Annotated in this window: 20 protein-coding genes; 10 read left to right on the plus strand and 10 right to left on the minus strand. The window is 63.8% G+C overall.

Features of this window, described 5'->3' with window-relative positions; translation table 11 throughout:
* Positions 1-23 precede the first annotated feature (23 nt).
* From AC1RNN_RS01445 to AC1RNN_RS01470, 6 genes are all read left to right on the plus strand, one after another.
* Positions 24-416: a VOC family protein gene (locus tag AC1RNN_RS01445; protein WP_493086612.1), complete on the plus strand. Its 393-nt coding sequence runs from the start codon at positions 24-26 to the stop codon at positions 414-416.
* Between the two features lie 181 nt (positions 417-597).
* Positions 598-933 carry a DUF6980 family protein gene (locus AC1RNN_RS01450; protein WP_493086611.1) on the plus strand — a complete coding sequence of 112 codons (336 nt, stop codon included), beginning with the start codon at positions 598-600 and terminating at the stop codon, positions 931-933.
* Positions 934-1,047: 114 nt separating this feature from the next.
* The gene (locus AC1RNN_RS01455) at positions 1,048-1,350 is read left to right on the plus strand and encodes a hypothetical protein (RefSeq protein ID WP_493086609.1); all 303 of its coding nucleotides are present in this window, start codon (positions 1,048-1,050) and stop codon (positions 1,348-1,350) included.
* Between the two features lie 89 nt (positions 1,351-1,439).
* Entirely contained in the window at positions 1,440-2,036 is a 597-nt protein-coding gene (locus AC1RNN_RS01460) for a hypothetical protein (RefSeq protein ID WP_493086607.1), read from the plus strand.
* Between the two features lie 95 nt (positions 2,037-2,131).
* A complete protein-coding gene (locus tag AC1RNN_RS01465) occupies positions 2,132-2,581 on the plus strand; it encodes a lysozyme inhibitor LprI family protein (RefSeq protein ID WP_493086606.1) in 450 nt (149 codons plus the stop codon).
* Between the two features lie 147 nt (positions 2,582-2,728).
* Positions 2,729-3,136, plus strand: a complete 408-nt coding sequence (locus AC1RNN_RS01470) for a hypothetical protein (protein ID WP_493086604.1) — start codon at positions 2,729-2,731, stop codon at positions 3,134-3,136.
* Positions 3,137-3,174: 38 nt separating this feature from the next.
* On the opposite strand, the gene AC1RNN_RS01475 is transcribed toward AC1RNN_RS01470, so the two are convergent.
* The 4 genes from AC1RNN_RS01475 to AC1RNN_RS01490 all read right to left on the minus strand — a co-directional run bounded on the left by AC1RNN_RS01475 (position 3,175) and on the right by AC1RNN_RS01490 (position 6,573).
* A complete protein-coding gene (locus AC1RNN_RS01475) occupies positions 3,175-3,480 on the minus strand; it encodes a DUF3892 domain-containing protein (protein WP_493086603.1) in 306 nt (101 codons plus the stop codon).
* A 53-nt stretch (positions 3,481-3,533) separates the two neighbouring features.
* Complete coding sequence (locus AC1RNN_RS01480) at positions 3,534-4,649, minus strand: acyl-CoA dehydrogenase family protein (protein ID WP_493086602.1); 1,116 nt, start codon at positions 4,647-4,649, stop codon at positions 3,534-3,536.
* 12 nt (positions 4,650-4,661) lie between these two features.
* Positions 4,662-5,843 carry an acyl-CoA dehydrogenase family protein gene (locus tag AC1RNN_RS01485; RefSeq protein ID WP_493086601.1) on the minus strand — a complete coding sequence of 394 codons (1,182 nt, stop codon included), beginning with the start codon at positions 5,841-5,843 and terminating at the stop codon, positions 4,662-4,664.
* A 61-nt stretch (positions 5,844-5,904) separates the two neighbouring features.
* Positions 5,905-6,573, minus strand: a complete 669-nt coding sequence (locus AC1RNN_RS01490; protein WP_493086599.1) for a YceH family protein — start codon at positions 6,571-6,573, stop codon at positions 5,905-5,907.
* A gap of 13 nt (positions 6,574-6,586) precedes the next feature.
* On the opposite strand from AC1RNN_RS01490, the gene purN reads away from it, so the two are divergent.
* Positions 6,587-7,177, plus strand: a complete 591-nt coding sequence (gene purN, locus AC1RNN_RS01495) for a phosphoribosylglycinamide formyltransferase (RefSeq protein ID WP_493086597.1) — start codon at positions 6,587-6,589, stop codon at positions 7,175-7,177.
* Positions 7,178-7,213: 36 nt separating this feature from the next.
* On the opposite strand, the gene AC1RNN_RS01500 is transcribed toward purN, so the two are convergent.
* The 5 genes from AC1RNN_RS01500 to xopAW all read right to left on the minus strand — a co-directional run bounded on the left by AC1RNN_RS01500 (position 7,214) and on the right by xopAW (position 12,942).
* Positions 7,214-8,416: an ABC transporter permease gene (locus tag AC1RNN_RS01500; RefSeq protein WP_493086596.1), complete on the minus strand. Its 1,203-nt coding sequence runs from the start codon at positions 8,414-8,416 to the stop codon at positions 7,214-7,216.
* Positions 8,416-9,171, minus strand: coding sequence for an ABC transporter ATP-binding protein (locus AC1RNN_RS01505; protein WP_493086594.1), 756 nt, complete (start codon positions 9,169-9,171; stop codon positions 8,416-8,418). Before AC1RNN_RS01505 ends, AC1RNN_RS01500 begins: the two co-directional genes overlap by 1 nt.
* The gene (locus AC1RNN_RS01510) at positions 9,168-10,499 is read right to left on the minus strand and encodes an efflux RND transporter periplasmic adaptor subunit (protein ID WP_493086593.1); all 1,332 of its coding nucleotides are present in this window, start codon (positions 10,497-10,499) and stop codon (positions 9,168-9,170) included. Before AC1RNN_RS01510 ends, AC1RNN_RS01505 begins: the two co-directional genes overlap by 4 nt.
* Positions 10,496-11,923 carry an efflux transporter outer membrane subunit gene (locus tag AC1RNN_RS01515; RefSeq protein ID WP_493086591.1) on the minus strand — a complete coding sequence of 476 codons (1,428 nt, stop codon included), beginning with the start codon at positions 11,921-11,923 and terminating at the stop codon, positions 10,496-10,498. The genes AC1RNN_RS01510 and AC1RNN_RS01515 overlap by 4 nt, the downstream gene beginning before the upstream one ends.
* A 149-nt stretch (positions 11,924-12,072) precedes the next feature.
* Positions 12,073-12,942 carry a XopAW family type III secretion system calcium-binding effector gene (gene xopAW, locus AC1RNN_RS01520; protein ID WP_493086590.1) on the minus strand — a complete coding sequence of 290 codons (870 nt, stop codon included), beginning with the start codon at positions 12,940-12,942 and terminating at the stop codon, positions 12,073-12,075.
* A gap of 237 nt (positions 12,943-13,179) precedes the next feature.
* Here xopAW and AC1RNN_RS01525 point away from each other — a divergent pair, with 237 nt between their 5' ends.
* Both AC1RNN_RS01525 and AC1RNN_RS01530 read left to right on the plus strand, forming a co-directional pair.
* Entirely contained in the window at positions 13,180-13,920 is a 741-nt protein-coding gene (locus tag AC1RNN_RS01525) for a response regulator (RefSeq protein ID WP_493086588.1), read from the plus strand.
* A 29-nt stretch (positions 13,921-13,949) separates the two neighbouring features.
* On the plus strand, positions 13,950-15,092 hold the full coding sequence (locus tag AC1RNN_RS01530; RefSeq protein WP_493086586.1) for an ATP-binding protein: 1,143 nt from the start codon (positions 13,950-13,952) through the stop codon (positions 15,090-15,092).
* 36 nt (positions 15,093-15,128) lie between these two features.
* On the opposite strand, the gene AC1RNN_RS01535 is transcribed toward AC1RNN_RS01530, so the two are convergent.
* On the minus strand, positions 15,129-15,368 hold the full coding sequence (locus AC1RNN_RS01535; protein ID WP_493086584.1) for a DUF1653 domain-containing protein: 240 nt from the start codon (positions 15,366-15,368) through the stop codon (positions 15,129-15,131).
* Positions 15,369-15,384: 16 nt separating this feature from the next.
* Here AC1RNN_RS01535 and AC1RNN_RS01540 point away from each other — a divergent pair, with 16 nt between their 5' ends.
* Complete coding sequence (locus AC1RNN_RS01540; protein WP_493086582.1) at positions 15,385-16,656, plus strand: RsmB/NOP family class I SAM-dependent RNA methyltransferase; 1,272 nt, start codon at positions 15,385-15,387, stop codon at positions 16,654-16,656.
* The last annotated feature ends 101 nt before the right edge of the window (positions 16,657-16,757 follow it).

The following is a 16,757-nucleotide window of genomic DNA, read 5'->3' on the forward strand; positions in this document are numbered from 1 at the left end:
AAATCAGTTGAACTGGAGGGCCCATGTTTTCCCACATCTTCGTCGGCGTCATCGACTTCGAACGAGCCCTGCGCTTCTACACCCCGCTCATGCAGGCCTTGGGCCAACAGCAACGCTTCATCGACCGCAGCCGCCCTTGGGCGGGCTGGCAGACTGGAGGCGTGGCGCGTCCGTTGTTCCTGATCGGCAAGCCGTTTGAAAACGAACACTTGGTTGGCAACGGCCAGATGACAGCTTTTCTGGCGAGCAGCCGCGCGCAGGTGGATGCGGTGTACCAAGTGGCGTTGGCCCATGGTGGCAGCAGCGAAGGTGCCCCCGGCCTGCGGCCCGAGTACCACGCCAACTACTACGGGGCTTACGTTCGGGATACGGAGGGGAACAAGCTGTGTGTGGCTTGTCATGAGGCACAGGCGTAATAGCTGCTCCTACCCGAATGCTTTCTTGCGGGGTTTGGCTTCATTTTCAAGAAAACCAGGTAGCTTTGAATCTGCTAGATCAGATATAAATCAATCACTTAATAAGTACACGGGAGGAAAAAATGTGGCGACGCGACTTTGTTCATAAGACCTGTTTGACGGCCATAACACGTTAAAGCGCATGGCCTTCTCGCTTGTTCTGTCCGACGAACCAAGCTATGCCAAAGAGCATTGCTGCGCGGAAATGTCTGAGCAAGTAAACATGGCGTTTCCTCGCGCAGAGAGCCCTTTGCTAGGGTCAACTGATAAGCGCATCTATTGGTCACCAGTCTTCAACGAATATGGGCTCATTTGCCAACCTTCGGCTGAAATCCTTCAAATCCACCATTGCCCATTTTGTGGTTCTCGCCTTCCAGAATCGCGGCGTGACGAGTGGTTCGAAAGACTGCAGAAAGAAGGTTGGAAGATTTGGGGCGACCTCATACCAAGTGAGCTGCTTTCACATGACTGGAAGTAGCTTTGACTCATTGCTCCATCGGACGGCTATGCCGCCCGCTGACCGCCAACGGTAGGTCGCAGTCAGTCTATGCGTCCTCCAGAGAGCTTCAATGACTATGAGCGGCGTCGAGCTATGACAGAAGCCCTCAGCCCGGCTTGGGTGCCATATTTGGGCGTTGTCCTGGCCGCCTTTTTCTTCTACTCCGCCGCACATCTGCTGCTTGACCCTGGGCGTGTTGCAGTGAAGTGCACCGGTCGCGGCGAGTTGCTTTGCCGAGTGATCTTCGATCCACTGCAGCTTCTCCTGTCCGGAAGGGAGACGAACTTCGTTTATTCGCTGGTGCTCGTCCTAGCGGGCGCGATCGTTGGCTTCGGTTCTGTCAAGCGTCTCATGGAGAAGCGCAGGAGCACTGACGAGGTGAACGATGCGACTTAACTCATCAATCGACACGGACCCACAACAGGAGCAGGCGGTTTCGCTGTTCATGTTGGTGGCCCGGTCATCTTCACGTGAAAGATCAGTGCATGTATTTCGATCATGATGATGTCGTTCGCATGATCACAGATCTGCAGTACATACGAATCATGAAGGTGTCAGCTGCGAAACAGCGCACTGCGGAATTGGTGCGCGATGCAGTTGAGCTAGGGAGCGTGCTGGCGCAGTACCTCCAGGTCCGTTACGAGCCGCTTGACTATCACTACGTCTTATTGAAGTATTTGGCGGCGTTCAATGCGAATGTTTTGGCCGACCTTTGCTCAGGGGAATACTCATGGCGCGGCATTGTCGCGGCTGGTTGGTTGGCTTGCCTCAAACCTAGCGAGAGTTACATGAGTCATTTGTCGTCGGTGTCTGCGACCAACTATTCGCACAATTTCTGGCTTATCCGGCTTGCGATTGCTGAAGCCAAATGCGAGCGTTGGTCTGAAGACACGGTCTTACAAGACCTCATCGTTCAACTCCGTACGTGCCTTGCACCAATCTCGCTTCCGAATTTCAGTTTGAGGGCGGCCCCCAGCCTTCCGGAGCAAGATGCTGTCAGGACAGCCTATCGGTCAGGGGGCGCCAGTGCGGCCCTGCTGTCCCTTAAAGGAAGTCCGTTTGAACGATCAACCACCCAATGACCTTCACATGTCGGTTCACACGGACAAGCAATTTCAGGATGCCGCTTCGCGGCGCGTGTTGCTTGTCAGTGGCCTCCAACGATAGCGTTCATATCATGCGGCTTCTAGTTCTGATTTTCGTTTTATGCTCTTCGGTAGCCCATGCGGCGGTAGACGAGCGAGCCATTCGCGCAATGGTGTCCTCTCAAAATACCGGTTACGACGAGCAGCAAATCCGGAGGGAAATCGCGAAGGGGTGTGGTGGTGCAGGGGATATGGCTATTTGTGCTTGGTACGGGTATTTCCAAGCAGACGTATTACTAAATGACGCCTATAGCAAGGCAATGAAATGGCTTGAAGAGCCTGCTGCGAAGGATGCCCTTCTCGACGCGCAACGAGCTTGGATCGCCTATCGTGAAGCCGGTTGCCGTTTTGAGACCGTTGCTTGGGAGGGCGGTAGTTTCCGATACGTAGCCACCGCCGTCTGTTGGCAAGGTATGACGAAGCAGCGAACTAAAGAGCTCAAGGCCATTTTGACTTGCAAGGGCGAAGATTGTCCACGTTAGTCAAAACGAGTTCCGGTCTCAGACACAATGAAAGCTAGCAGGTCCGCCCACTCAGCACTCAGATATGAAACATCTGGGCGTTGCTTCGTCGCGGATGTTGCGTGCTGGTGGCCTCGGACGCTTAAAAATCAATGGAAGTCACATCGGATGTTCAAGTATTTTCAGCAAGCTTTGCTCGTCATGACACTTTTCGCATCGTCTGTGTGTCTTGCCGAGACCTATGCTGAAGCGGAGAAAAAGTCAGAAGCTTCATCATCTAACCCCGCATTGCTGGAGTGGTACCAAACCAAGATGCAACCCGCCTTTCGGGGCGTTGTCGGCCCAGCAGTGGGCAAATGTCTTAGCCAACCGGCTCTCGAACGCCCACCGAGAGTGGATCTCGTGTTTGTGGTGACCACTTCGGGCAAGGTCGGTGCAATCTACTGGAAGGAGCAAACAGCTTTTGCTTCTTGTGTTGAATCAAGCCTTCAATCGGCAACATTCCCTCCGCCCCCAGAGACCGACTTTTATTTTGGTGTCGGATTCGGGATTCCCGCGAAGAAAGCCGGGCAGTAGATCGTGGCGTGGGTTCTGAGCCGAGGCTGACACCCGACTCACTTGTCAGGCAAACCCAACAAGTCCTCCGTAGGCCGCCCGTCCCGATAAGCCTGTAAATACTTCTTGCGCCCCAAGGTTTGCACACCCACCCACGCCCCGGGCCGGCCGGGTTTGGCGGCGGGGCACCACAGAGCCTGCGGGCCGCTGGATTCCACGAAGTCGATCAACTGCGTTTGGGTGGAGAAGCCAGTCTCGCTAGTGGGCTTGCCGTCCACCACTTGCACCCACCACAGGATGTGGATGTGCTCGTGTTTGTAGCCGCCGCGCATGCGCTTGGCGACACATTGGAGGTAGACGGCCATGGTGGTTTCAAGGCAGGGGCTGGCGTTTGTGTGCCGTCCAGCCCCGGGCCCGTTCAGGCAAACACGCCAGCTGTGTCTTGCATGCGTGCCGACACCTCGCCCAGATGGTGCAGGCTGTCGCCAAAGGTCATTTCCAGTTGGGTGAGTTTCTTGAAGTAGTGGCTGCCGATGTACTCGTCGGTCACGCCGATGCCGCCGTGCATCTGCACCGACTGCTGGCCGATGAAGCGCATGCTTTGGCCCAGCTGGTACTTGGCGCGGGCCATGGCGGCGCGGCGTTCGGGCGCCGGGGCGTTGAGCTTGAGGCTGGCGTAGTAGCTCATGCTGCGGGCCAGTTCCAGCTGCATCTTCATGTCGGCCGCGCGGTGGCGCAGGGCCTGGAAGCTGCTGATCGCCACGCCAAACTGCTTGCGAGTGTTGAGGTACTCGGCCGTCAGCGCCACGGTCTTGTCCATCACGCCCACGGCCTCGGCGCAGGTGGCGGCAATGCCCACGTCCATCGCATGCTCCAGCGCGGCCAGGCCTTGTGTGGTGATGAGTGTGGCGGGGGCGTTCTTGAAGGTCACTTCGGCGGCGCGGCTGCCGTCTTGCGTGCCATAGCCGCGTGTGCTCACGCCAGCCGATTCACGTTCCACCAGGAACAGGCCCAGCACACTGTTGACCTTGGCCGAGACCAGATACGCATCCGCCAGATCGCCGGCGGCTACTATGCTTTTGGTAGCGTTCAGCACATAGCCACCGGGGGCTTGGTGGGCTTTTCCTGCAATGGCGTCCAGTGAATAGCGGCTGCCGCGCTCCTGGTAGGCCAGCACCACCAGCTTTTCACCACTGGCCACACCGGGCAGCCAGGCTGCCTTGGTAGCGGCATCGGCATAGCCGGCAATCATTGCGCCAGCGATGAGGGCCTGGGCCAGGGGCTCCAGCACCATGCCGCGGCCCAGTTCCTCCATCACCACCATGCCTTCGATGGGACCCATGCCCATGCCGCCATCGGCTTCGGGCACATAGAGGCCGGTCAGGCCCAGCTCGGCCAGCTCGGTGTAGGCAGCGCGGTCAAAGCCACCGGCTCGGGTGATGGCGCGGCGGCGCTCGAAGTCATAGCCCTTGTCCACGTACTTGCGCACGGCGTCGCGCAGTTGTTCCTGGTCGTCAGAAAAATCGAAATCCATGTTCTTCTCCTCTTAACCCAAAACAACCTGGGCCACGATATTGCGTTGCACTTCGTTGCTGCCGCCGTAGATGGTGGTCTTGCGGAGGTTGAAGTAGTGAGAGGCCAGGGGCGCGTTGCCGGCTTCGCCACCGGGGAAGTCCCCTTGCCAGCCGGCCTCCATGGCCTCGCGGATCAGGGGCAGGGCGAAGGGGCCGGCGGCCAGCATCATCAGCTCGCTGTAGCGCTGCTGGATCTCGCTGCCGCGAATCTTGAGCAGGCCCGCAATGTCCAGCGAGTTCTTGCCGCTCTTCTCGGCCGACAGCACGCGCAGCACCAGCATTTCCAGCGCAATCACGTCCACTTCCAGCTTGGCAATCTCGTCGCGGAAGCGGCTGTCTTCCCACACGCCTTCGCGCTTGGCGATGCGCTTCAAGCGCTCCAGCTCGCGCTTGCTGCGGTTCACGTCGGCGATGTTGGTGCGCTCGTGGCTTAGCAGGTGTTTGGCGTAGGTCCAGCCCTTGTTCTCTTCGCCAATCAGGTTCTCGGCGGGCACTTCCACGTTGTCGAAGAACACCTCGTTCACCTCGTGGCCGCCGTCCAGCATGATGATGGGGCGCACGGTCACGCCGGGGCTCTTCATGTTGATGAGCAGGAAGCTGATGCCGGTCTGGGGCTTGCCTTCGTTGCTGGTGCGCACCAGGCAGAAGATCCAGTCGCCATATTGGCCCAGCGTGGTCCAGGTCTTCTGGCCGTTGACGATGTACTTGTTGCCCTGGCGTTCGGCGCGCGTCTTGACGGAGGCCAGGTCCGAACCGGAGCCGGGCTCGCTATAGCCCTGGCTCCACCAGACCTCGCCGCTGGCAATGCCGGGCAAAAAGCGCTGGTGCTGTTCGGCATTGCCAAAGGCCATGATCACCGGGGCCACCATCACCGGGCCAAAGGGCACGATGCGCGGTGCGCCAGCCAGTGCGCACTCTTCTTCAAACAAATGTTTCTGCACGGCGGTCCAGCCCGGGCCGCCAAATTCCTTGGGCCAACCAAAGCCCAGCCAGCCTTTTTTGCCCAAAATCTTGGCCCAGCGCTGCATGTCGTCGCGCGTGAGCTCCAGGGCGTTGTGCACTTTGTGGGCAATGTCGGTGGGCAGGTTCGCGCTGACCCAGGCGCGAATCTCTTCGCGGAACTGTTGTTCTTCGGGGGTGAAAGCCAAATCCATTGAAAAGATCTCCTGAAAGGCGGTCTGAAGCCGCTACAACGCGTGTTTTAGCACGATCGTTCTATTCTGTTTGTCCGGGTTGCGACAAGCCCAGTTCCTTGCACAGCAGCTCGACGGTCGCGCGCAGGCTGGCCACCTCGGCCTCCAGCTGGGTCACCCGGGCCTGTAGCTCGCCGTTGGCCGGGGCCGCACTGCGTGCGGTGGCAGCGGCATTCGCGTCCACCGGCCCGCACAGCAAATGCGCCCAGCGCTGCTCGCGCGCGCCCGGTGCGCGGTCGAGCTTGATGACCAGCGGGCCGCCTTTCTCCTCGCTGCGCTCCTGCAGCTCGTCCAGAAAGGCTTCGACGGAGGAAGTATCGGCAAAGCGGTACCAGCGCTCGGCGTTCAGGCGCAGCTCAGCCGCCGTCTGCGGGCCGCGCAGCATGAGCAGGCCCAGCAGCACGGCGCTCTGCTCGGGCACGCCGATGCCGCGTTGCGCGTTGTGGGTGAACTTGGTGGCACGGCCGCCACTGGTCTCGTGCACCAGTCCGGCTTCGCGCAGCGTGTCCACCGCGCTGCTGACTTCGGATTCGCTCAGCTCCATCAGCGGCTCGCGGCTGGTTTTCTGGTTGCAGCCCAGCAACAGGCTGTTCAGGGTGAGCGGGTAGCTGTCGGGCACGGTGCGCGCCTTTTCCATCAGCGTGGCCAGCACGCGGGCTTCGACAGGGGTGAGCAGCAAGGGGGTGGTCATAATTAAGCCAGTTATGAAAAACATCGTCATTCTCATCTCTGGCGGCGGCTCCAACATGGCCGCCATCGTGCGGGCCGCACAACGTGAAGACTGGGAGAGCCGCTTTGGCGCGCGCATTGCCGCCGTCATCAGCAACAAGGGCACGGCCGGCGGCCTGGTTTTCGCCAAGGAGCAGGGCATAGACACCGCCGTGCTGGACCACAAAACCTTCGAGAGCCGCGAAGCCTTCGACGCGGCCCTAATGGCCGAGATTGACCGCTACAACACGCCCGAAGCGCCGGTGCTGGTGGTGCTGGCCGGCTTCATGCGCATCCTCACGCCGGGTTTTACCGCCCACTACGAAGGGCGCCTCACCAATATCCACCCTTCGCTTTTGCCCGCCTTCCCCGGCCTGCACACGCACCAGCGCGCTATCGAGGCCGGCTGCAAGTTCGCCGGTGCCACGGTGCACCTGGTCACCGCCGAACTGGACCACGGCCCCATCCTGCAACAGGCCGTGGTGCCCGTGCTGCCAGACGACAACGCCGACACCCTGGCCGCCCGCGTGCTCACGCAAGAGCACCTGATCTACCCCCAGGCACTGCGCGATCTGCTATCGAAGTAGGAGCTGCTCGCGCAGATTCTGCGGGGGCTGGAGGCACTATTCGTGCCGCAACGCCTCAATCGGGTCCAGCTGCGCCGCGCGCCGTGCCGGCACAAAGCCGAACACCACGCCAATCGCCGCCGAGAAGGCGAAGGACAGCAGGTTGATGCCCAGGTCGAAGCTGTAGGGAATCTGCATCAGCGCGGCCAGGCCCAGGCTGGCCACGGTGGCCAGGGCCACGCCCATGAGTCCGCCCAGCGAGGCCAGCACCACGGCCTCGATGAGGAACTGCAGCAGCACCTCGCGTTCTAGCGCGCCAATGGCCAGGCGCAGGCCGATCTCGCGGGTGCGCTCGGTCACGCTGACCAGCATGATGTTCATCACGCCGATGCCGCCTACCAGCAGGCTCACGGCTGCCACCGCACCCAAGAGCGTGGTCATGATCTGCGTAGTGCCCGAGAGCGTGTCGGCCAGTTGCTTGGTGTCGAGCACATTGAAGTTGTCCTCCACGCCATCGGCCAGCTTGCGCTGCTCGCGCAGCAGCTGGGTGATGCTGGCCTTGATGCGGGTGGCGTCGCTGCCCTCGGCCATGGAGACCAGCAGGGTGTTGACGCGGGTGTTGCCGGTGATGCGGCGCTGCAGGGTCTTGAGCGGCACCAGCACCATGTCGTCCTGGTCATTGCCAAAGCTGCCCTGGCCCTTGGAGCCCAAGATGCCGATGACCTCGCAGGACATGGCCTTGACGCGCAGCGCCTGGCCCAGGGCCGGCGTGCCGCCAAACAGTTCGCGGCGCACGGTTTCACCGATGAAGCAGACGGCGGCGCCTGCGCGCAGCTCGTCTTCGCTGAAGGCGCGGCCTTCCTTGATCTGCCAGTTGCCCGTGGTCAGCCAGGCGTTGTTGCTGCCCACCACGCTGGACGACCAGTTGCGCCCATTGGCCACCAGGGTCACGCTGGCGCGCGATTCGGGTGCCACGGCGGCAATGCCGCCGATCTGGCTGCCGATGGCGGTGGCGTCCACTTCCTTGAAGGAGGGCGCGCCGCCCGAGCCCGGGCCCATGCGCTGGCCGGGGCGGATCTGCAGCAGGTTGGTGCCCAGGCTGGAGATCTGCGTTTGCACCGCCTGGGTCGCGCCGTTGCCCAACGTGACCATGGTGATGACGGCGCTCACGCCGATCACGATGCCCAGGATGGTGAGGAAGGAGCGCATCAGGTTGCGCCGGATGGAGCGCAGCGCGAGGAGGATGGTGTTGAGGAGCATCAGTGCACCCCGGCCTCGTCGTGGGCTTTGCGTTGCTCCCGGCCCATGGGGTGGGCGTTGCGCACATCGCTTTCCACCACGCCATCCACAAAGCGCACGATGCGCTTGGCGTAGGCCGCCATGTCGGGCTCGTGCGTGACCATGAGCACGGTGATGCCGTGTTGCACGTTAAGGTCCTGCAGCAGCTCCATGATCTCGGCGCTGCGTTGCGTGTCCAGGTTGCCGGTGGGCTCGTCGGCCAGCAGCACCGTGGGTTCGGTGACGATGGCGCGCGCAATCGCCACGCGCTGCTGCTGCCCGCCGGAGAGCTCGGCCGGCGTGTGGTGCTCGCGCCCCTGCAGGCCGACCTGGGCCAGGGCGCGGGCGGCGGCCTTGTGGCGGGCGCTGGCGGATTCGCCGCGGTAGAGCAGGGGTAGCTCCACGTTCTCCTGCGCGCTGGTGCGCGGCAGCAGGTGAAAGCCCTGGAACACAAAGCCCAGGTAGTGGCGGCGCAGCTGGGCGCGCTGATCGCGGCTCAGGGTCTCCACATGCACGCCCTGGAACAGGTATTCGCCCGTGGTCGGCGTATCCAGGCAGCCCAGGGTGTTCATGGCGGTGGATTTGCCCGAGCCGCTGGGGCCCATGATGGCCACAAATTCACCGGCGGCTATGCGCAAGTCCACGCCCTTGAGCGCCTGCAGCGCGGTGGCGCCCTGGCCGTAGGTGCGCGTGACGCCGCGAAGCTCGATCAGGGGCTGGGTCGCCGTTGCACTCATCGCGTGGCTCCGCCACTGCGCTGGTCGGTGATGACGCGCATATCCGCCGTCAGCTCGCCGCCCAGCACTTCGGTCATGCGGCCATCGCTGATGCCGGTCTGCACCGCCACGGGGGTGGGTGCACCGTCGCGCAGCACCCAGACCTGCTTGGCATTGCCGCCGGCACCGGCGGCGGTGCCCGCGATCTTGCTGCGCGCGCCGCCACCGGGCGGGCGCGGCATCAGGCTGCTCATGATGCTGCTGCCGCCGGCTGCAGGCCGGCCAGCACTCGCCTCGGTGCTGGGGCTAAAGCGCAGCGCAGTGTTGGGTACCAGCAGCACGTCCTTGCGTTCCGTCGCGGTGATGGTGGCGGTGGCCGTCATGCCGGGGCGCAGGGTCAGGTCGCTGTTGTCCACCTCCAGGTAAGTGATGTAAGTGACCACGTTTTCGGTGGTGGTGGAGCCGTAGGCCACGCGGGTGATGGTGGCGGGGAACTTGCGCGAGGGGTAGGCGCTGACCGTGAAGCTGGCCTTCTGGCCTACCTTGACCGAGCCCACATCGGCCTCGTCCACATTCACCTGCAGGCGCAGCTTGCTCAGGTCCTCGGCCACGCTGAACAGCGTGACGGCCTGTAGCGAGGCGGCCACCGCATTGCCGGGGTCCACGCTGCGCGTGAGCACCACTCCGTCGATGGGCGAGCGGATGGAGGCCTTGGACAGATTGGTCGCGTCGCTGGACGCACCAGCCTGCGCTTCCACCACGCTCGCGCGTGCGCTGGCCTCGTCGGCCTGGGCGCGTTCCAGTGTGGCGCGGGCAGCGTCCAGCTCGCTCTTGGCCGGCACCTTGCCGCCCGAAAGGCGAGACACCTCTTCCAGGCGCGCCAGGCTGACCTGGGCTTCCTTCACGGTGACCACCGTCTGCGCCACCTTGGCCTGGGCCGCGCTCAGCGTGGCGCGGCTCTTGGTGAGCTGGTCGGTGAGCTTGGCCGTGTCCAGCTCCACCAGCAGCTGGCCCTTGCGCACGCGATCGTTCACGTCCACCAGCACATTGCGCACCGTGCCCGACAGCTCGCTGCCGATGGCCACCGAGCGCGTGGGCTGCAGCGTGCCGTTGGCCGACACGCTCAGCGTCAGGTTGCCGCGCTGCACGGTCTCGCTCACATAGCTGGGTGCGGCCTTGGCTTGGCTGCGCGCGCGCAGTGCGTAGGTGGTACCCAGGGCGAGCAAGACGACGGCCACGCTGACCAACACCACGGGCCGGCGCCACCAGGGGCGCGGTGCGGTGTGCAGCAGAGCCTGGATGGCGCTGGCACTGGGGGCGGAAGAGGTGGGAGTGAGGTCGGAACTCATGGTTGTCCTGCAGAAGAAGGGGAGGTGGCCGACCAGCCACCGCCCAGCGCCTTGTAGAGGCGCACATGGTCGGTGCCCAGGTCGGTCAGGGTGCTGGCCACGCTGTTTTGCGCGCTCAGCAAGGTGCGTTGGGTGGTCAGCACGGTCTGGAAGTCGATGAGGCCACTGGCGTAGCGCTGCTGCGCAAGCAGGGCGGCCAGTTCGGCCGATTGGGCCGCGCTCTGCAGGTGCTGCAGGCGCGCGCGGTCGCCGCGCAGGGCGGCCAGGGCGTCTTCCACATCCTTGAGCGCAGTAAGCACCGTGCTTTGGTAGCTCGCCTGCGCCTGCGTCAGCGCGGCCTGTTGGGCGCGCAGGTTGGCGTTGCCCGCGCCGCCATCAAACACCGGCCAGGACACGCTGGCCAGCAGGCTGCCCAGTACGCTGGCGCCATTGGTCAGCCCGGCCAAGGTGAGTGCGCTCACACCCAACGAGCCGCCTATGGAAAAACTGGGGTAGCGCGCTGCATCGGCCACCTGCACACGCGCCAAGGCCGCACCAATGCGGGCCTCTTCGGCGCGCACGTCGGGGCGCTGGCGCAGCGTCTCGGCCGGGAAGGCCAGGCCCAGTTGCTCGGGCGCGCTAGGGATAGGGCCGGCGGTACCTAGTTGTTCGGTCAGCGCCGTAGGCGCCTGGCCGGTCAGCACGGCCAGGCTGTGCTGGCTGGCCGCAATGCTGGCCTGCAGGCTGGGGATCTCGGCACGCGTCTGCTCCACGGAGGTGCGGGCCTGTTCGACTTCCAGGCTGGTGGTGAGGCCGGCCTGGGCGCGCCAGTCGGTCAGCTGCAGGGTTTCCTGCTGGCTGGCCAGGTTGGTTTGGGCGATGGCGAGCTGGCTTTGCTGGCCGCGCAGTTGCAGGTAGGCCAGCGCCACTTCGGCCGCCAGCGAGACCTGGGCATCGGCCAGCGTGGCCTGCTGGGCCTGGGTGTCGGCTTCGGTCGCGTCCAGGGCGGCGCGCTTGCCGCCAAACAGGTCGGGCTCCCAGCTCGCGTCCAGCCCGGCCTTGAAGCTGCTGGTGGCGGGCTGCTGGTCGGTCTGGCTGCGCTGGGCGGAGCCGCTGGCGCCCAGGCTGGGCAGTTGGCTGCCCTGCTTGGCGTCGCGCAGGGCGCGGGCCTGCTGCAGTGCGGCCTCGGCCTTGCGCAGGCTGGGGTTGGCCTGCAGCGCCTGGGTGACCAGGGCGGAGAGCTGGGTGTCGTTGAACTTGTCCCACCACTGGGCCAGGCTGTCGGGCGTGGTGCTGCTGGTTTGCGACCAGGCAGGCATGGCAGGTGTTTCGGGGATGGGGGTGGCTGCATGGCCGCCCAGAGCGGCCAGCGCCATCAGGCTGGCGACAGCGATTTGCCGCAGCCGGGCGGTGGGGAAACGTATTCGTGGGGGCATGGCCTGCATGGTGCGGGCCAGGGGTGTCGCCTTGATGCCCTGTTTGTAAAGACGGGTAAAGACAGCGCGGCGCCGACAACCACAGGGGTTGGTGGCGCCGCATTTGCTATGGAATCAGGAGCTGCTTGCGCATATTCCACAATGGATAGAGGCCCATATCATGCTGTTGCGCTGAGGGTATTGCCCTTGTCTTCGTTGAGGGCTTGTGACACCTGCGTGTAGATCTTCTGCGCCAGCTCGGCGATCTGCTGGTTGGTGCTGGTCTTGTTGGATTCGTCGCTGCTGCTCAGGTTGGCCAGGGCCTCGCGCAGCTCGCCCACCATGCGTTCCACCTCGGAAACCACACCGTCCTGGTTGGTGTCCAGCGGGTCGTAGGTGGTGCTGGCGGAAGATGCGCCTTGCGCACCGCCGGCGCCGCTTGGGCCACCAGGTCCCCCGGGGCCTCCAGCTCCGCCCGGCCCGCCGGCACCCTGGGCCGCCTGACTGCCTTCGGGCGGCTGGGGGCGGCCAGCCTCGAACTCGGTCTGGCTCAGCGCGCCGTCGCCATCCGTGTCGAGCTTGGCAAAGTCCTGGCTCACGTCCTGGCCGGTGTCTTCCTTGATCTTGTCGGTCAGCACCTTCAGCTCGTCCTGGCTGACCTTGCCGTCGCCATCGGTGTCAATTTTGGCGAAGAGGTCGTCCTGGCTGCCCTCACTGCTACCGCCCATGCCGCCCATGCCGCGCGATTGCGCGAATTCCATGGTGCTGGGTGGCGGCATCAGTTCTTTCATGCCGGCGTCCAGCTCGTCGCTGGAGAGGCTGCCGTCTCCGTTGCTGTCCATCTTGGTGAACAGCTCCTTGGCATCGCCCACGGTGGTGCCGGTTTTTTCGCTGATGTCACTCAGCATGGTGCTCAGTTCGGTCTGGTCGACGCCGCCGCTGCCGTCGGTATCCACTTTGGCGAACATCTTGGCCTGGTGCTGGCTGCGTTGGGTGTTGAGGGCAGCCCAGGCATTGCTGGAACCGCTCACCCCGCTGATGGTGCTCATGGTCATTCCTTTCAGGATGGTGGTGGGAGTGCCACCCGGAAAGCAGGAAAGCACCGAGCGACGTCACCAATTCTTGGGAGCGCAGGTATCGGGGGTTTGTCATCTGTGTACCAAGGCTGATACAAAAGCCCGGTTCAAGCGCGCAACTGGGGGGCGCTTAGCGGCCAATTCGTGGCTTCAGTTGGGGGCCGTTTTTCTACACTGGGGCGGCCGCAAGGACTCCCCCGGAGCGCCCCCATGAGCCCCAAAACATCCATTCTTCTCGTCGATGACGATGCCGACATCACCGCGCTGCTGGGCGACTACCTGCGCCGCTTCAGCTTCGAGGTGCACACCGCCTGCGATGCTGGCACCATGCGCCAGCAGCTCGCACGCCAGCGCGTGGACCTGGTGGTGCTGGACGTGATGCTGCCCGGCACCGACGGGCTCACGCTCTCGCGCGAGATCCGCGAGCGCTCCCACATCCCCGTCATCATGTTGACTGCGCGCACCACGCCCTTTGACCGCATCATGGGTCTGGAGAACGGTGCAGACGACTACATGGGCAAGCCCTTCGAGCCCCGCGAGCTGGTGGCGCGTATCCAGACGGTGTTGCGCCGCGCCCAGGGCGCACGCGAGTTCGCACCCAGCGTGGCGCGCAGCGATGTGGTCTGCTTTGACGGCTGGGAGCTGCATCGCGAGGAACGCACCCTGGTTTCGCCCACGGGCCTCACCGTGGCGCTCTCCAACGCCGAATTCCGCCTGCTCACCACCTTCTTGCAAACCCCGCGCCGCCTCTTCAGCCGCGACCAGCTCATGGAGCAGGCCCGTGGCCGCGCCATGGACGCCTTCGAGCGCAGCATCGACCTGCTGGTCTCCCGCCTGCGGCAAAAGCTGGCCGACGATCCGGACGAGCCCTCCATGATCAAGACCGTGCGCGGAGCCGGCTATATGTTCAACGTGCAGTCCGTCCAGGGGCGCATGGCGTGGCGGGCCTGATCACGCCAGCTCCGTCTCTCATGGGGCGGATGGGCACCTTAGTACAGCGTTGCCTGCCCGACAGCCTGTTTGGCCGCCTGGCCTGGCTACTGGGTCTGACGGTGCTGTGCAGCCATATCCTGGCGCTCACCCTCATGTTTGAAATGCGGCCCGACATGCGGCCGGATCTCCGCGCCGATGGCCCGCTGCCTGGCCCGCCGGCCGGTGCGGTGCACTGGGGCGATGCACCCCCACCGCCGCCACCGCAACACGATCCCTCGGACAAGCGCCATCACGGCGGTCCGCCGCCCGCGGGCTTGCTGGTCGACATCGGTGTGCGCCTGGGCGCACTGCTGATGGCGGCTTGGGTGGCTGCGCGTTGGCTCAGCGACCCGATACGCCGTCTGGCTGGTGCTGCGCGCGAACTGGGCCATAACATCCACCGCGCGCCCCTGCCCGAGGCCGGTTCGTTGGAATGCCGGGAGGCCACGCGCGTCTTCAACCAGATGCAGCAGCACATCCGCGCCCAGCTGGCCCAGCGCGACCAGTTTGTGGCCGCCGTCTCGCATGACCTGCGCACGCCACTAACCCGTCTGGCGCTGCGCGTGGAATCGCTGCCCGATGCGGCCGAGCGCCAGTCTTTCGGCCGCGACATCGCCGAGATGGACACCATGATCCGTGCCACGCTGGACTACCTGCGCGGCGCGGCGGCAGCAGAACCCTGGGTGGCGCTGGACATGCGTTCGCTGGTGGAAAGCCTGGTGCACGACCAGCAGGACAGCGGCCACGACGTGCAATTGCTAGAGCCTGCTGCGGCGTTGGCGCCGGTGCGGGCCCAGGCTTCTTCGCTGCGTCGCTGTGTTGGCAATCTGCTGGACAACGCCGTGCGCTACGGCGGGGCGGCCAAGGTGGAACTGGCACAGAACGCCGAAGGCCTACGCGTCACCGTGCGGGACCGCGGCCCCGGCATTCCCGAGGATGAGCTGGAAAAAGTGCTGGAGCCGTTTTACCGCGTGGAGTCATCCCGCAACCGCAACACCGGCGGGGTGGGGCTGGGCTTGGCTTCAGCCAACGATATTGCCCGCCAGCACGGCGGCCATCTGCAGCTGCGCAACCGCAGCGGTGGTGGTCTGGAGGCTGTGCTGTGGCTGCCGCAGGCGCCGGGAGATGGCAAGTTGCTACCAATTCAGTAGCTTCTCACGCAAATTCCATGAGGGCTGGGGCCCGGTTCAGTCCCCAATCCGCGTGAAGCGCGTTTGCGCCACGCCATCAATCACCACCGTTTCCAGAAACATGGCCGCTGGCCGCACCCAAAGCCCATGTTCGCCATACAGCGCGCGGTACAGGGTCATGGGTTCCAGCGTTTCGCTGTGGCGCACGGTGTCCAGTACCTGGTATTCCATGCCCTTGTAGTGGCGGTAGCGGCCGGGTAGGGTGATGACTAATGGGGGTAGGTTTTCATCGCTCATGGGACAATCCTAGGCTATGCATCCAAAAGCCCTGCTTGAGGCCTGTACCGAACTGGTCAGGCTCGTTCTCAAATTCGACCATCCCGCGGACGCCGTCGTCTCGCGTTTTTTCCGTGACAACCGCGGCCTGGGCCCGCGCGAGCGCGCCACGCTGGCCGAAACGGCCTACACCGTGCTGCGCAAAAAGCTGCTGTTCGACCACCTGTCCCCCAGTGGCAGCGGTCCCAAGGAGCGCCGCATGGCCATTCTTGGCTTCTACGGCCCGGGCGATTTTCTGCGCAGCGCGCTGACCGACCAGGAAAAGCGCTGGCTGGACCAGTGCGAGGCCGTCAAGCCCGACGACCTGATGGAACGCCACCGCCACAACCTGCCGGAATGGCTGGTGCAGCCGCTACGCGAGCAGCTGGGCGACGAATTCTGGCCTCTGGTGGAGCATCTCAACCTGGGCGCAGGCCTGGATTTGCGCGTCAACACCTTTAAGGCCAAACGCGCCGATGTGCAAAAAGAACTGCAGCAGGCCGGTATCAAGGCTGTGCCTACCCCCTATTCCCCTTGGGGCTTGCGCATTGCCGGCAAGCCGGCGCTGAACAAGAACGAAGCATTCCTGCGCGGCGACTTTGAGGTGCAGGACGAAGGCTCCCAATTGCTGGCCATGCTGCTGGACGCCAAGCGCGGCGAAATGGTGGTGGACTTTTGTGCCGGCGCCGGCGGCAAGACCCTGGCCATTGGCGCCGCAATGCGCAGCACCGGCCGTCTCTACGCGTTTGACACCTCGGCCCACCGTTTGGACTCGCTCAAGCCCCGCATGGCGCGCAGCGGCCTGTCCAACGTGCACCCCGCTGCCATCGCCCATGAGCGCGACGAGCGCGTCAAGCGCCTGTCCGGCAAGATGGACCGCGTGCTGGTGGACGCCCCCTGTACCGGCCTGGGAACTCTGCGCCGCAACCCTGATCTCAAATGGCGCCAGACCATGGCGGGCGTGGAAGAGATGGCCGTCAAGCAAGCCGCCATCCTGCAAAGCGCCGCGCGCATGGTGAAGTCGGGCGGACGGCTGGTCTACGCCACCTGCAGCATCCTGCCGCAGGAGAACGAGGCCATTGCCGAAGCCTTTGCGGCCACCAACCCGGACTTCGTGGCCTTGCCTGCGGGCGAGGTGCTGGCTGGGCTGAAAGTGGAGAACGCACCAAGCCTGTGCGCCGGTGGAGAAGACGGTCAGCTCTACCTCCGTCTATGGCCCCACAAACATATGACTGATGGTTTTTTTGCTGCAGTTTGGCAAAAGAAGTGAAATAATTGACGAAAGTTAATGTTTTTTAACTTGAAGTTGATTTGACTGGTCAAAAAAGACTACAGCCTCTAAAATCGGGGGTGTTCAGGGGCGCGTGTCGT

This window comes from Rhodoferax sp. GW822-FHT02D07 (genome assembly GCF_058802405.1).

What these genes read in the sequence shown, in the direction of transcription:
- AC1RNN_RS01460 (WP_493086607.1), top strand. Translation starts at nt 1,440, where the DNA reads ATGTATTTCGATCATGATGATGTCGTTCGCATGATCACAGATCTGCAG.
- AC1RNN_RS01525 (WP_493086588.1), top strand. Translation starts at nt 13,180, where the DNA reads ATGAGCCCCAAAACATCCATTCTTCTCGTCGATGACGATGCCGACATC.
- AC1RNN_RS01515 (WP_493086591.1), bottom strand. Translation starts at nt 11,923, where the DNA reads ATGCAGGCCATGCCCCCACGAATACGTTTCCCCACCGCCCGGCTGCGG.
- AC1RNN_RS01510 (WP_493086593.1), bottom strand. Translation starts at nt 10,499, where the DNA reads ATGAGTTCCGACCTCACTCCCACCTCTTCCGCCCCCAGTGCCAGCGCC.
- AC1RNN_RS01470 (WP_493086604.1), top strand. Translation starts at nt 2,729, where the DNA reads ATGTTCAAGTATTTTCAGCAAGCTTTGCTCGTCATGACACTTTTCGCA.
- AC1RNN_RS01445 (WP_493086612.1), top strand. Translation starts at nt 24, where the DNA reads ATGTTTTCCCACATCTTCGTCGGCGTCATCGACTTCGAACGAGCCCTG.
- AC1RNN_RS01535 (WP_493086584.1), bottom strand. Translation starts at nt 15,368, where the DNA reads ATGAGCGATGAAAACCTACCCCCATTAGTCATCACCCTACCCGGCCGC.
- AC1RNN_RS01475 (WP_493086603.1), bottom strand. Translation starts at nt 3,480, where the DNA reads ATGGCCGTCTACCTCCAATGTGTCGCCAAGCGCATGCGCGGCGGCTAC.
- AC1RNN_RS01505 (WP_493086594.1), bottom strand. Translation starts at nt 9,171, where the DNA reads ATGAGTGCAACGGCGACCCAGCCCCTGATCGAGCTTCGCGGCGTCACG.
- AC1RNN_RS01490 (WP_493086599.1), bottom strand. Translation starts at nt 6,573, where the DNA reads ATGACCACCCCCTTGCTGCTCACCCCTGTCGAAGCCCGCGTGCTGGCC.
- AC1RNN_RS01485 (WP_493086601.1), bottom strand. Translation starts at nt 5,843, where the DNA reads ATGGATTTGGCTTTCACCCCCGAAGAACAACAGTTCCGCGAAGAGATT.
- AC1RNN_RS01455 (WP_493086609.1), top strand. Translation starts at nt 1,048, where the DNA reads ATGACAGAAGCCCTCAGCCCGGCTTGGGTGCCATATTTGGGCGTTGTC.
- AC1RNN_RS01465 (WP_493086606.1), top strand. Translation starts at nt 2,132, where the DNA reads ATGCGGCTTCTAGTTCTGATTTTCGTTTTATGCTCTTCGGTAGCCCAT.
- AC1RNN_RS01530 (WP_493086586.1), top strand. Translation starts at nt 13,950, where the DNA reads ATGGGCACCTTAGTACAGCGTTGCCTGCCCGACAGCCTGTTTGGCCGC.
- purN (WP_493086597.1), top strand. Translation starts at nt 6,587, where the DNA reads ATGAAAAACATCGTCATTCTCATCTCTGGCGGCGGCTCCAACATGGCC.
- AC1RNN_RS01500 (WP_493086596.1), bottom strand. Translation starts at nt 8,416, where the DNA reads ATGCTCCTCAACACCATCCTCCTCGCGCTGCGCTCCATCCGGCGCAAC.
- xopAW (WP_493086590.1), bottom strand. Translation starts at nt 12,942, where the DNA reads ATGAGCACCATCAGCGGGGTGAGCGGTTCCAGCAATGCCTGGGCTGCC.
- AC1RNN_RS01540 (WP_493086582.1), top strand. Translation starts at nt 15,385, where the DNA reads ATGCATCCAAAAGCCCTGCTTGAGGCCTGTACCGAACTGGTCAGGCTC.
- AC1RNN_RS01450 (WP_493086611.1), top strand. Translation starts at nt 598, where the DNA reads ATGGCCTTCTCGCTTGTTCTGTCCGACGAACCAAGCTATGCCAAAGAG.
- AC1RNN_RS01480 (WP_493086602.1), bottom strand. Translation starts at nt 4,649, where the DNA reads ATGGATTTCGATTTTTCTGACGACCAGGAACAACTGCGCGACGCCGTG.